Annotated in this window: 13 protein-coding genes; 3 read left to right on the top strand and 10 right to left on the bottom strand. The window is 49.1% G+C overall.

Annotated elements, in window-relative coordinates; translation table 11 throughout:
* Position 1: 1 nt before the first annotated feature.
* From atpF to asnC, 8 genes are all read right to left on the bottom strand, one after another.
* Positions 2-472, bottom strand: a complete 471-nt coding sequence (atpF, locus tag RHD99_RS23815; protein ID WP_183272016.1) for a F0F1 ATP synthase subunit B — start codon at positions 470-472, stop codon at positions 2-4.
* Between the two features lie 61 nt (positions 473-533).
* Positions 534-773 (bottom strand): F0F1 ATP synthase subunit C, encoded by a 240-nt coding sequence (gene atpE / locus RHD99_RS23810; RefSeq protein WP_000429386.1) that lies wholly within the window; start codon positions 771-773, stop codon positions 534-536.
* 48 nt (positions 774-821) lie between these two features.
* Entirely contained in the window at positions 822-1,640 is an 819-nt protein-coding gene (atpB, locus tag RHD99_RS23805) for a F0F1 ATP synthase subunit A (RefSeq protein WP_183272015.1), read from the bottom strand.
* An 8-nt stretch (positions 1,641-1,648) separates the two neighbouring features.
* On the bottom strand, positions 1,649-2,029 hold the full coding sequence (gene atpI, locus RHD99_RS23800) for a F0F1 ATP synthase subunit I (RefSeq protein WP_183272014.1): 381 nt from the start codon (positions 2,027-2,029) through the stop codon (positions 1,649-1,651).
* Positions 2,030-2,648: 619 nt separating this feature from the next.
* Positions 2,649-3,272: a 16S rRNA (guanine(527)-N(7))-methyltransferase RsmG gene (gene rsmG / locus RHD99_RS23795; RefSeq protein WP_183272013.1), complete on the bottom strand. Its 624-nt coding sequence runs from the start codon at positions 3,270-3,272 to the stop codon at positions 2,649-2,651.
* A 57-nt stretch (positions 3,273-3,329) separates the two neighbouring features.
* The gene (gene mnmG / locus RHD99_RS23790) at positions 3,330-5,219 is read right to left on the bottom strand and encodes a tRNA uridine-5-carboxymethylaminomethyl(34) synthesis enzyme MnmG (protein WP_270141800.1); all 1,890 of its coding nucleotides are present in this window, start codon (positions 5,217-5,219) and stop codon (positions 3,330-3,332) included.
* 373 nt (positions 5,220-5,592) lie between these two features.
* Positions 5,593-6,042 carry an FMN-binding protein MioC gene (gene mioC, locus RHD99_RS23785; RefSeq protein ID WP_183272011.1) on the bottom strand — a complete coding sequence of 150 codons (450 nt, stop codon included), beginning with the start codon at positions 6,040-6,042 and terminating at the stop codon, positions 5,593-5,595.
* Positions 6,043-6,132: 90 nt separating this feature from the next.
* A complete protein-coding gene (gene asnC, locus RHD99_RS23780; protein WP_034499887.1) occupies positions 6,133-6,591 on the bottom strand; it encodes a transcriptional regulator AsnC in 459 nt (152 codons plus the stop codon).
* Positions 6,592-6,747: 156 nt separating this feature from the next.
* Here asnC and asnA point away from each other — a divergent pair, with 156 nt between their 5' ends.
* Positions 6,748-7,740 (top strand): aspartate--ammonia ligase, encoded by a 993-nt coding sequence (gene asnA, locus RHD99_RS23775; protein WP_183272010.1) that lies wholly within the window; start codon positions 6,748-6,750, stop codon positions 7,738-7,740.
* A 4-nt stretch (positions 7,741-7,744) separates the two neighbouring features.
* Here the strand turns inward: asnA and viaA are convergent, their stop codons facing one another.
* Positions 7,745-9,196: an ATPase RavA stimulator ViaA gene (gene viaA, locus RHD99_RS23770; RefSeq protein WP_309877003.1), complete on the bottom strand. Its 1,452-nt coding sequence runs from the start codon at positions 9,194-9,196 to the stop codon at positions 7,745-7,747.
* Positions 9,196-10,689, bottom strand: a complete 1,494-nt coding sequence (gene ravA / locus RHD99_RS23765; protein ID WP_309877001.1) for an ATPase RavA — start codon at positions 10,687-10,689, stop codon at positions 9,196-9,198. Before ravA ends, viaA begins: the two co-directional genes overlap by 1 nt.
* A 225-nt stretch (positions 10,690-10,914) precedes the next feature.
* Here ravA and kup point away from each other — a divergent pair, with 225 nt between their 5' ends.
* Together kup and rbsD are read left to right on the top strand one after the other, a co-directional pair.
* Positions 10,915-12,783 carry a low affinity potassium transporter Kup gene (gene kup, locus RHD99_RS23760; protein WP_183272007.1) on the top strand — a complete coding sequence of 623 codons (1,869 nt, stop codon included), beginning with the start codon at positions 10,915-10,917 and terminating at the stop codon, positions 12,781-12,783.
* A gap of 192 nt (positions 12,784-12,975) precedes the next feature.
* Positions 12,976-13,395 (top strand): D-ribose pyranase, encoded by a 420-nt coding sequence (gene rbsD, locus RHD99_RS23755; RefSeq protein WP_183272006.1) that lies wholly within the window; start codon positions 12,976-12,978, stop codon positions 13,393-13,395.
* The last annotated feature ends 3 nt before the right edge of the window (positions 13,396-13,398 follow it).

Raw genomic sequence — 13,398 nt, 5'->3', positions numbered from 1 at the left:
CTTACAGTTCAGCGACCAGTTTATCAACGATGTCGCTGTTAGCAGCTTCATCCACGGAACGTTCGATTATCTTCTCGGCACCGGCAATCGCCAGCAGAGCCACTTGCTTACGCAGTTCTTCACGAGCGCGTTTACGCTCTGCGTCGATTTCTGCCTGAGCCTGTGCAACGATTTTGTCACGTTCCTGCTCTGCCTCGGTTTTAGCTTCTTCAAGGATCTGTGAGCGGCGTTTGTTCGCTTGCTCGATAATCACCTGAGCTTCCGCTTTGGCTTTTTTCAGCTGGTCGGTCGCGTTGGCCTGTGCAAGGTCAAGGTCCTTTTTGGCACGTTCTGCAGAAGAGAGACCGTCAGCAATTTCTTGTTGACGCTTCTCGATGGCTGCCATTAATGGCGGCCATACATACTTCATGCAGAACAGAACAAACAGGACAAACGCGATGGCCTGGCCGAGGATTGTTGCGTTAAGATTCACAGCACAATGCCTCTTTGTTAGTTAACGTTCTGATATTGCTTGGTATATTAAGCAATGCTTACTACGCGACGGCGAACATCACGTACAGACCCAGACCAACAGCGATCATCGGGATAGCATCCACCAGACCCATAACGATAAAGAACTGAGTACGCAGCAAAGGAATCAGATCAGGTTGACGCGCTGCGCCTTCCAGGAATTTTCCCCCGAGGATGCCGATACCGATCGCAGCACCGATTGCCGCCAGACCCATCATCACAGCGGCAGCCATGTACAGCAGATCCATATTCAGGTTTTCCATGACAGTCTCCAGTTTGTTTCAGTTAAAACGCAGTAGTGGTAAGTAAAATCAATGCTCTTCAGATGCCATCGACAGATAGACAATCGTCAGAACCATGAAAATGAAGGCTTGCAGCGTAATGATCAGGATGTGGAAAATGGCCCAAGGCACACTCAGAATCCACTGTGACCACCACGGCAACAGACCAGCAATCAGAATGAAAATCAATTCACCGGCATACATGTTGCCGAACAGTCGCAGACCAAGTGAGATCGGCTTGGACAGCAGGCTTACACCTTCAAGGATTAAGTTGAACGGTATAAATGCCCAGTGATTGAACGGCTGCAGCGTCAGCTCTTTCGTGAAGCCGCCAATGCCTTTCATTTTGATGCTGTAGAAAAGAATCAGGATAAACACGCCAAGCGCCATGGACAGGGTGATGTTCACGTCCGCAGACGGCACCACACGAAGGGCTGGCAGGCCAAAGATGTGCTCGCCAATATATGGCAAGAAGTCAATTGGCAGCAGGTCCATCAGGTTCATCAGGAATACCCAGATAAACACGGTCAGGGCAAGTGGTGCAATAACCTTGCTTTTGCCATGGTACATGTCTTTGACACTGCCATTGACAAAGCCGATGACCAACTCAACTGCTGTCTGAAGTTTCCCTGGTACGCCACTGGTCGCATGTTTTGCAACCTTGCGGAAGATAACCAGGAACAAGAGACCCAGGGCCACTGAGAAAAACATGGAGTCAATATTGAGCGTCCAGAAGGTGGCTGGGGGGTTATGCGGATCCACCAGCGAGAAAGTACGCAGGTCCAGCTGAAGGTTATTCAGATGGTGGCCTATATACTCCTGCGGTGTAGAGATTTCTCCTGCAGACATGATGCCTCTTACCCTTTGTTGTTAATTACAGCTGGTGCGAGTATCTGCACAACCAGCACCGAAACCCACGTCACAATAAGCGGCAACAATACCGCCTTAAAACCAGCTAACGCCACCACCAGTATGGTAAAGCTCGCAATCACCTTTAACACTTCGCCGATAGCAAAGGTCCAGGCCAAACGGCCTTTAGACGGTGTATGCACCTGGTGACGCCAGGCGAAATTCATAAATACTGCATTTGGCAACCAGGCTGCCAGGCCTCCGCCGAAAGCAGAAGCACCCCACGCGGGGTCTTTGAGGCAAAACAGCAATCCAATTGCTATCACTGCTAGAAGCTGAAGGAACAGAAGCTTACGAGCAATGTTTCTACTCAATAGCGACATAGACATGGCGTATCCTAACTCCTGCTCCCTTCGGGGTATGTCGCGTGTCGTATAAAACTTCCTTTACGACTCCGAGTCAAGCCTCAAAAAGCGAGCAAATTATACGGTGCGGCCCCGTGATTTCAAACAATAAGTAGCAAAAAGGTGAACAAAAGTTTAAATATTTTCCGGTACCGTTATTTTTCAACTTTTACTGAATGCTGGTTATTTTCCTGAAAACGGCAAATAACCGAAATACCCGCCGAATAAAGCGTGCACCAGATCACAATTCAAACATCTCATAGGCGTTGTACATTTGTCTGCCTCTTAAAGTGCGAAACACAGATGTCTGATAAATAAGCTGATTACTGTCTACTCTATTTAAAACACCTTGAAACACTGCAAAAACATTTCATTGACATTTTTATTAAACTTTTAACATCGAGCCAGGTAAAAAATTCACACATTAATTAGCAAGGTTATATTTTCAATGTTGATCATTTTAAAAATCAATATTACCTGGCGAGTTAAAAACCCGGTACACACAAGTTGCAATATCGTTAAATGTAACCAGGAATGTCAGCCATTTTCCTTTGTATTTTTAACTTTCGCGAAACAATCATTTTTCGCTTTTTTTTGATAAATATTAAGTTTTGTTTGCCTTAATCATCACCAAATGTCGTTCACCATCAAGCTCCGGAACCTGCAAACGAACCACTTCTTCGACGCTAAAGTTTTCAGGCAAGGTTGCAATTTCATCATCAGGGCGTAACCCCTTGAGGGCATAGAAGCGGCCGTTCTCAGCGGGAAGATGCTTGCACCAGGTCACCATATCCGTCATAGACGCAAAAGCACGGCTGATTACGCCGTCAAATGGGGGTTCAGCAGGGAACTCTTCCACACGACTTTGCACTGGCGTGATGTTTTCAAGATGCAGCTCATGCTGAACCTGGCGCAGGAAGCGTACACGCTTACCCAGGCTATCCAGCAGTGTAAAATGCGAGTCAGGACGCACAATTGCCAGTGGTATCCCCGGCAGGCCCGGTCCCGTTCCGACATCGATAAAACGCGAACCCTGCAAATACGGTTCCACAACAATGCTATCGAGAATATGGCGTACCAGCATGTCATCTGGATGACGTACTGAGGTCAGGTTATAGGCTTTGTTCCACTTGTGGAGCAGTTCAACATAACCTATCAGTTGTTGTTTCTGGTTTTCTGGCAACGTAATGCCTGCACTATCCAGCAGGCGATTCAGTTTGTTAAGCACGGCGGTGTATACCCATCAAAAAAAGGGCCAGGATATCCCGGCCCTGAAATATGTTCATCAGGCGCTACGGCGTAGCAGACCTTGTTTCTTTAACCAGACAAGCAAGATCGAAATCGCTGCCGGAGTGACGCCTGAAATGCGTGATGCCTGTCCAATTGAGACGGGTTTATGATCGTTCAGCTTCGCGATCACTTCGTTGGAAAGACCACTCACCTGGCGATAATCAAGCGTTGCAGGCAACAACGTATTTTCGTTACGTTGTTGTTTTTCAATCTCTTCTTGTTGGCGAGCGATGTAGCCTTCGTATTTGACCTGAATTTCTACCTGCTCAGCAGATTGCGGATCTTCAAGGCCTGGAGCGAAAACAGATAATTGCATCATCTCAGCATAGGTCATTTCTGGCCTACGCAGCAGATCTTCGCCATTTGCTTCACGAGACAGTGGTGCGCTCAGTTTGGCGTTCACTTCTTCAACGCTTTCAGAATGCGGGTGCAGCCAGATGTCTTTCAGACGTTGACGCTCAAGCTCAATGCTTTCCAGTTTTTCGTTGAAGCGTGCCCAGCGTTCGTCATCCACCAGTCCCATTTCGCGGCCAACAGCGGTTAAACGCAGATCGGCATTATCTTCGCGCAGCATCAAACGATATTCGGCGCGCGAGGTAAACATGCGGTACGGTTCTTTGGTACCGAGGGTGCAAAGATCGTCGACCAATACGCCCAGATAAGCTTGAGAGCGAGCCGGTGCCCAACCCTCTTTCTCGGCTGAGAAGCGTGCCGCATTGAGGCCTGCTAACAAACCTTGCGCAGCAGCTTCTTCGTAACCGGTAGTCCCGTTAATTTGACCCGCAAAGAACAGACCCTGGATATATTTGCTTTCCAGCGTCGGCTTGAGATCACGAGGATCGAAGAAGTCGTATTCAATGGCGTAGCCTGGACGCACGATCTTCGCGTTTTCCATGCCTTCCATCGAACGGACGATCTGCATTTGTACGTCAAACGGCAGGCTGGTGGAGATGCCGTTTGGATAAATTTCGTTGCTGGTCAGCCCTTCAGGCTCAAGGAAGATCTGGTGCTGATTACGGTCAGCAAAACGCATCACTTTGTCTTCGATGGACGGGCAGTAACGCGGTCCAATCCCTTCGATAACGCCTGCATACATCGGGCTGCGATCGAGGTTATTACGAATAACGTCATGCGTTTTTTCGTTGGTGTGCGTGATGTAGCACGGTACTTGCGCAGGGTGTTGATTGACGTTCCCCATGAACGAAAATACCGGCATTGGGGTATCGCCATGCTGCTGGGCAAGCACACTAAAATCTATGGTGCGAGCGTCGATGCGCGGTGGTGTGCCTGTTTTCAGGCGGCTGACACGAAGTGGCAGTTCACGCAGACGACGTGAAAGCGAAATGGATGGTGGATCGCCTGCACGGCCACCGCTGTAGTTATCCAGTCCGATATGAATTTTGCCATCCAGGAACGTCCCGACGGTCAGAACCACGGATTTAGCGCGGAACTTAAGACCCATTTGCGTTACAGCACCCACGACGCGATCGTTCTCGACAATCAGATCTTCAACCGCCTGCTGGAAGATCATCAGGTTTGGCTGGTTTTCCAGTGCAGTACGAACTGCCTGGCGATACAGCACACGGTCAGCTTGAGCACGAGTAGCCCGTACCGCAGGCCCTTTGCTGGCGTTTAGTATCCTAAACTGGATGCCTGCATGATCGATAGCCTTTGCCATCAAACCGCCCAGTGCGTCCACTTCTTTAACCAGATGTCCCTTGCCAATACCGCCGATCGCAGGGTTACAAGACATTTGTCCCAGCGTGTCGATATTGTGTGTCAGAAGAAGGGTTTGTTGACCCATCCGTGCAGCGGCCATTGCAGCCTCGGTGCCTGCATGACCCCCGCCAATGATGATGACGTCAAAAGGATCTGGATAAAACATGGTACTGCCTCACGGTTTTGCGAATGGGGAATGACTGTTTCCCGGGGTTGGCGATTCTAACTTAACTTTAGCCTTTCGAGAAAGTCCTGGGATCTTGAGTAATTAAAAGAAGATCTTTTTTATTTAAAGATCTCTTTATTATGATCTCTTATTAGGATCGGCATGTTCTGTGGATAACCGTTTTTATGGTAAAGAGATCAATTGATTAAGAAGGATCGTTAGCTGTGAACTTCCGGTGATCCCACAACGTATAAGCTGGGATCAAAAGCGGTACTTATGCACAACTCAAAAAGTGAACAGGAGTTGTTATTGGGATAACTACTGCTTAACCCAAGGTTTTAAGCATACTTATACACAGATAAAAGTGAGATCTTTACAAATCCTGGAGTAAATTCTTCCATGATCCGACCCAAACTTCGGCTGGATCTTCAGGAATGTCGTGATCAAGGATGTTCACTTTCAATAAAGAGCCCACTCTTTTAGCGCCACATTCCGTCAGAAGGGTGTCTAATTTTTCAATCGCACCACAAAATGTGTCGTATTCACGACTACCAATCCCGACAGCACCATAATGAAGCGCACTCAGATCCGGACGTTCTTCATTTATTGCATCAAAGAGCGGCTGAAGATTATCAGGAAGATCTCCGGCACCATGAGTTGAGGAGACAATCAGCCAAATCCCGCTGACAGAAAGATCTTCAAACAGTGGCCCATGCAGCGTCTGGGTCGTAAAACCCGCTTCATCAAGCTTTTCAGCCAGATGTTCAGCCACATATTCGGCACTGCCCAGGGTACTGCCGCTAATCAGCGTAACTTCTGTCATTGCGATCCCACCTTTTCGAAACGATGGGCATTGTACGCTGTGTAACGCCTGCGATCTACCTGTGGATAATATGGGTATTAAAAATAGCTGTCAGGGCTTGATGGTACGCATGATCGGGTTCTGAAGGGAGATCAGCGTTTCGGTGGACTGAATTTCATCAATTGTTTGGATCTTGTTGATAAGTACCTGTTGAAGGGCGTCTATCGATCGACACATCACCTTAATAAAGATGCTGTAGTGGCCAGTGGTGTAATACGCCTCGGTGACTTCTTCCAGGCTTTCGAGTTTGGCCAGTGCTGAAGGGTAATCTTTTGCACTTTTTAAAATGATGCCGATAAAGCAGCAAACGTCGTAGCCCAATTGTTTAGGGCTGATGTCAATCCGCGCACCGGTAATGATCCCTGCCTGCTTCATTTTCTCTACGCGCACATGAATAGTGCCAGGGCTAACACCGAACTGTTTTGCCAGTTCGGCATATGCGGTACGGGCATTTGCCATTAATGCGTCAAGAATGCCGCGATCGAGATTGTCGATCTGATAATTATCCATCACTTTTTCCTATGATTAATAACGATAGTTCATCTTTTATAGCCTTAAATTAGTCGATTAAAAACAGGTAAGGCTTTTTTATTGTTGATTATTGAATGTTATGCCCGGTTTGTTGCTTAATCATCGTCAGTAAAACAACACAATAAAGAGAAAGCCATGAAAACTGCCTACATCGCTAAACAACGCCAGATTAGTTTTGTGAAATCCCATTTCTCCCGTCAACTTGAAGAAAAGCTGGGCCTGATGGAAGTCCAGGCTCCGATTCTTAGCCGCGTGGGTGATGGTACTCAGGACAATCTGTCTGGTTGCGAAAAAGCGGTGCAGGTTAAGGTGAAAACCTTGCCTGACGCGCAGTTTGAAGTGGTGCATTCGCTGGCCAAATGGAAAAGAAAAACACTCGGCCAGCACGACTTCAGCGCGGGCGAAGGGCTTTACACGCACATGAAAGCCCTCCGTCCCGATGAAGACCGTTTGACGCCAATTCACTCTGTGTATGTCGATCAGTGGGATTGGGAACGCGTAATGGGCGAAGGAGAACGTCATCTCGGTACGCTGAAGCAAACTGTAGAAAGCATCTGGGCTGCAATGAAAGCTACGGAAGCCGCAGTGAGCGAACAGTACGGTTTGACCGCTTTCCTGCCTGAGCAAATCCATTTTGTTCATAGTGAAGAGTTGCAGCAGCGTTTCCCGGACCTGGATGCCAAAGGCCGTGAACGTGCAATTGCTAAAGAACTGGGCGCTGTTTTCCTGATTGGAATTGGCGGTAAGCTGGCCGACGGGAAACGTCATGATGTTCGTGCGCCGGATTACGATGACTGGTCAACGGCAAGTCAGGGTGATTTCAAAGGTTTGAACGGCGACATTATGGTGTGGAACCCTATTCTGGAAGACGCATTTGAGCTTTCTTCAATGGGGATCCGTGTTGACGCGGAGACGCTAAAACGCCAGTTGGCCGTTACCGGTGATGACGATCGTCTGCAACTTGAATGGCATCAGTCACTGCTAAAAGGCGAAATGCCGCAAACCATTGGCGGCGGTATCGGTCAGTCTCGTTTGGTTATGCTGATGCTGCAACAGCCGCACATTGGTCAGGTTCAGTGCGGCGTGTGGCCTGCTGAGCTTCACGCTAAAGTTGACTCATTGCTGTAAATGATTAACGCCGCCAGCGACGCAGCAGGCGGCTTCGCATCCCGGTATCAAAGCGCCAGATATGATCGAAAATGCGCATGATGCCGGGTTTGCCATGTGTCGACATCGCCACCGCGTGGAAACGATGTTGATGAATACGTTGTAGATCCTTCACCTTCGTCACGACGTCGTCAGGCAAACGCTGGGCGATAAAGTCGGAAATGACCACTGCATCAGCGTCAAACCATTCGCTACCCTGCATTTTCTCTGCAATCGCCCTGAAACAGCTGGCGAGATCAGTGCCGCCACGAAAACGCTGGCTTAGAAAACGGATCGCTTGCTCAATACCGTCCGTACCACACACTTCGTAGCGCACCACTTCGCTGGAAAACAGCATGATGAAACAGCGGCGGTTATCTGCCAGCGCAACGCGCATCAGTGCCAGGCAAAAAGCTTTGGCGCATTGTTCATTAAAGCCGCCCATTGACCCAGACGTATCGACACAAACAATAAATGGCCCGCGTGGTTGTTCATCAAAATCCTGGTGAACCACGGGACGCTCGACGACTTTCTCGCGCCATGAATCGCCATGTAATCGGTAAGTCAGCAGTTGTTTTTCCACCAACCGACGGTAGAACTCGTATTCCAGTTCGGTGATACCCAGCGTGGCTAATTCAGGTGGCAGCAAACGCAAGATGTCATCGCTACGCTGCAACCCATCAACCTGTTCAGGTACCGTGGCGGGCTCACGTACCAGCATGCGCCAGGTTTCAGTCGGCGCATCTTTCTTCGGGACTGATTTAGCCTCTTTGGAACGACCGAGTTGTTCTGCAAGCTTCAGTAATTCCGGCTGGCTGGCAAGAAAATCACCGTACTGGACGATGAGCTGATAATCACCGCGTTTAAGCGAACCGGCGCTCATATCCCAAAGCCGTCCCGCAGCATTATCATTGTCGACCAGCACCGGCTCAAGCTGGCCGCTTAATGCCAGGCGCTGTTGCACTTCAGCAAGCAACTGATCACGTTCTTCTTCGAGCAATTGTTGGTTAAGCGAAGTGGTCTGCACCACCAGACTCAAACGCCAGCGTTGTAAAAAAAGCGTTTGTTGCGCTGGCGTCAGGCGAGGCATTTCCGCCACCAGCGTTTGTGCTTGCCCGTAAAAAGGGGAATCGACACTTTTCAGCAGAAGTAAAATTTCGGGAAGTTTTGCGGATAACTGGCTGGTTGTGAGTAACTGGCTTTCCTGAAAGCACAATACTTCGCGAGCCAATTCTTGCGGCACGTTTGTGTCATGTAAGCGCGCCTTCAGTAACTCTCTCCAGCGCGGGATGTCTTTGGCCACCGCGTTTTTCAGGCGCGGGAATTTCTCAAAAAAGACGGCAAACTGCGGCGCCGCCAGCAGCGTGATAATAATCCCTTCTATTAATTCACCCTCGCCAATCGCGAGGATGAGATCGAGCGTCTCAACGCTGAGCATTAGTGCCGAGCCTGTTTAATTTGTTCTGCAACATCTTGCAGACTGGCTTCAATCTTTCCTAGCCAATCGTTGTGTATAAAGAGACATTTTTGCTGATCGTTAAAACGTTCATGTTGCTGGTGGAGGATGGCTTCCAGGGAGTCGAATTGCTGTTTGATCTCCTCTGGTATCCCTTGTTGCTGTTTACCCGGCATCACCAATCGCGTGCCTTGCAGGCTGACATCGCGCAGAACCAGATGTTGGCTGGAGTCGACTTCCATATTCAGTACCTGTGCAAAACCGATACCGTTAAGCTTGCCGCGCAGTTCTCCTCCCTTTAAGAGCCATTGTGCGCAAGCTTCGCGGCTTATCGACACGTGGATAACTTCGATGTCGTGCAGCTTCAGCGGCTGCTGAAGCAGTAATGTCAGCGTTTCACCGACGAGCTCATCAGGCAATTTGTACTGCGGGCGACGGGTAAACATTCCACCCTGTTTGGTCACGCTGATAGCTTCGCGGTCGCTATGCTGTTGTTGCAACTGAATGCGGCGCTGCACGATGGCACCCAATTTTCCAAGCATTGCATGCTGTTGCCATGCGTGTCCGGTCATCAATATTTCAATCTGTTGTTGCATCAGATTCATCGCGGCAGTGTCATGCCACAGACAATCTTTAAGCAAGATCAAATCAATCGGAGCGACGGCGTTCCGGCCACAAAAGAAGGCACTGGCTTGCAGCAGGCGAATGGCTTTCTTCCAGCGTCGGTCCGAAACATAAGGCGCACCCGCAGCGTTTTCGAGTTGCTGACGTAAGGTGAATATCAGTTCAAAGACGTTATCAGGTAGCAAAACGGTGCCAATTTCCTGCTGCCATTTGAAATACTCGTCGTCTGTGATTTGCAGGTTTTCTGGTACAGGATTGCCATTTTCATCATGTTGACTGGTGAGCATCGAGCGGAAATTACCTTTATCCTGCACTTTGTCGAGCCACAGGCGAATCAGCATACGGTCATACAAAGCTTCCAGGCTGCTGTCTGCTTCCGGCAGTTCGTTGGAGGCGGCCACCAGCAAACGCATTGGGATTTTTTCTTCACTCGCACCATTGCGAAAACGACGTTCGTTTATGGCGGTTAGCAAAGTATTCAGAATGGCAGGGCCCGCTTTCCAGATTTCATCAAGAAAGACGATTTCAGCTTCTGGCAGATAACCCGCCGTCAGACGCTCGTAACGGCCTTCATCTTTTAAAGCCTGAATGGATAATGGCCCAAATACTTCTTCAGGCGTGGAGAAGCGTGTCATCAGATATTCGAAGGCACGCGCATGCTGGAAAGCAAACTTCAAACGGCGCGCAATCAAACTCTTGGCGATCCCTGGGGGGCCAAGTAAGAAAACACTTTCACCACTCAGTGCTGCCAACAGGCAGAGGCGCACCGCGTGGCTTCGTTCAAACAATCCTTTTTCCAGAGCCTGGCTAAGTCGTGAAATTCTTTCAGCCAATAAATGTGATTGAGCCATAATTAGCGTTGCATCCTTACGCGGTTATCACTAAGCGAAAAAGCGAGTATATCGTTCATCTGTATTATCGTTAATGGATTGGTGAGCGGCTCTTTTTTCCCTGACATAAGCTAAGCCTGTTGTATTTAGGGGTACGATTTACTTCATTATCGTGCATACTGTGCGCCTTTTTGTGGGCCAAGGGATTAAGCACACGCTTTCGGGATTCCAACAAAAGATTAGTCTATGAGCGCTGATAATAAACAATCATTGCCTGCAATAACGCTGGCTGCAATTGGGGTAGTGTACGGCGATATCGGTACTAGCCCGCTTTATACCCTTCGTGAATGTCTGTCTGGCCAATTTGGATTTGGTGTTGAACGTGACGCCGTATTTGGCTTTTTGTCTTTGATTTTCTGGCTTTTGATTTTAGTCGTTTCTGTAAAATACCTGTCTTTTGTTATGCGTGCTGATAACGCCGGTGAAGGGGGTATTTTGACGTTAATGTCATTGGCTGGGCGTAATACGTCGGCAAAAATGACATCGGTGCTGGTGATCATGGGATTGATCGGCGGCAGCTTCTTCTATGGCGAGGTGGTCATCACACCGGCAATATCGGTGATGTCGGCCATCGAAGGGCTTGAGATTGCCGCACCGTCTCTCGACCCTTACATCGTTCCGCTCTCTATCATCGTACTGACGTTGCTGTTTATGATTCAGAAACACGGCACGGGGATGGTAGGTAAGCTGTTTGCACCGGTTATGCTGCTATGGTTCCTGGTGCTGGCGGTGTTAGGAGCGCGCAGTATTATCGCTAACCCGGAAGTGCTACAGGCGCTGAATCCGGCGTGGGCTGTGCATTTCTTCCTCGAATATAAATCCGTTTCGTTCTTTGCACTTGGCGCGGTTGTACTTTCTATTACGGGTGTTGAAGCGTTGTACGCGGATATGGGGCACTTCGGTAAGTTCCCGATTCGTATTGCATGGTTCTCAGTCGTTCTGCCTTCACTGGTGCTGAATTACTTCGGCCAGGGAGCGTTATTACTGAAAACGCCTGAAGCCATCAAGAACCCATTCTTCTTGCTGGCACCTGACTGGGCGTTAATCCCGCTGATGATTCTGGCAACGCTTGCGACAGTTATCGCTTCTCAGGCCGTTATCTCTGGCGTGTTCTCCCTGACTCGCCAGGCCGTACGTCTGGGATATTTGTCGCCGATGCGTATCATCCACACCTCGGAAATGGAGTCCGGGCAGATATACGTTCCAGCAATTAACTGGATACTTTATATCTCTGTGGTGATTGTCATTGTTAGCTTTGAACATTCCAGCAATCTGGCTGCGGCGTACGGAATTGCGGTGACTGGCACCATGGTTCTGACCTCAATTCTCTCTTGCACCGTGGCGCGTAAAAACTGGCACTGGAATAAAATTGCGGTGTTGCTGATGGGGATTTGCTTCCTGTTAATCGACATTCCGCTGTTCTCAGCAAACGCTGTAAAAGTCTTTTCGGGTGGTTGGTTACCGCTCTGTCTGGCGTTGGTCATGTTCATTATCATGACGACCTGGAAAAGCGAGCGTTTCCGTCTGCTGCGTCGTATGCATGAACATGGAAATTCACTGGAAGCGATGATTGCTTCATTGGAAAAATCGCCGCCAGTTCGTGTTCCGGGTACTGCTGTTTATATGTCCCGCGCGCTGAACGTGATTCCTTTTGCGATGCTGCACAACCTCAAGCACAACAAAGTGCTGCATGAGCGGGTGGTGTTGCTGACACTGCGAACCGAAGATGCGCCGTACGTTCATAATGTGAAGCGTGTTTCTATCGAGCAGTTGTCGCCAACCTTCTGGCGAGTGGTCGCAAGCTACGGTTGGCGTGAAACGCCAAATGTGGAAGAGGTGTTCCACCGCTGCGGTTTGGAAGGGCTGAGCTGCCGAATGATGGAGACATCGTTCTTCATGTCGCATGAGTCGCTGATTATCGGCAAACGTCCGTGGTATCTGCGTTTGCGCGGCAAGCTGTTCCTCGCACTGCAACGTAACGCCCTGCGAGCGCCTGACCAATTCGAAATCCCGCCAAACCGGGTTATCGAACTAGGGACTCAGGTCGAGATTTAACGCTAACGCCTCTTCAATCGAAGGGGCGTTTTTTTATCCTGCCAAATGTTCGCGCTCTCATTTCCTCGTTTTTCTACATAGCAGCGAAACGTTTCGATAGCGATCACATTTTCATAACTTCATGGTTGTTTAATCACCTCTTCATTTCCTACACTTCTTATCAGCGAAACGTTTCGCTAGTGGAGTAAGAAAATGAAGAAAGGCACTGTTCTCAACGCTGATATCTCGTCTGTTATTTCCCGTCTTGGCCACACCGACACGCTGGTGATTGCCGATGCTGGGTTGCCCATTCCACGCAATACACCGCGTATTGATTTGGCTCTGACTCACGGCGTACCGAGTTTTATGCAGGTCGTTGAAGTCGTAACGCAAGAGATGCAGGTTGAAGCAGCGATCCTTGCTCAGGAAATCCAACAACATAATCCAGAGCTCCACGAAACGTTGCTCAAACAGATCGAGCAACTGCAACAACACCAGGGAAACACCATTTCTATTCGTTACATCAGTCATGAGCAGTTCAAGCAACATACCGCCGATGCTCATGCGGTTATTCGCAGCGGGGAGTGTTCCCCGTATGCGAATATCATTCTCTGTGCTGGCGTAACGTTCTGAGGC

Origin of the sequence: Buttiauxella selenatireducens (genome assembly GCF_031432975.1) — a bacterium.
Taxonomy (GTDB): Bacteria; Pseudomonadota; Gammaproteobacteria; order Enterobacterales; family Enterobacteriaceae; genus Buttiauxella; species Buttiauxella selenatireducens.
The sequence above is the reverse complement of the archived record's forward strand: the minus strand, read 5'-3'. Positions and strand labels throughout refer to the sequence as shown.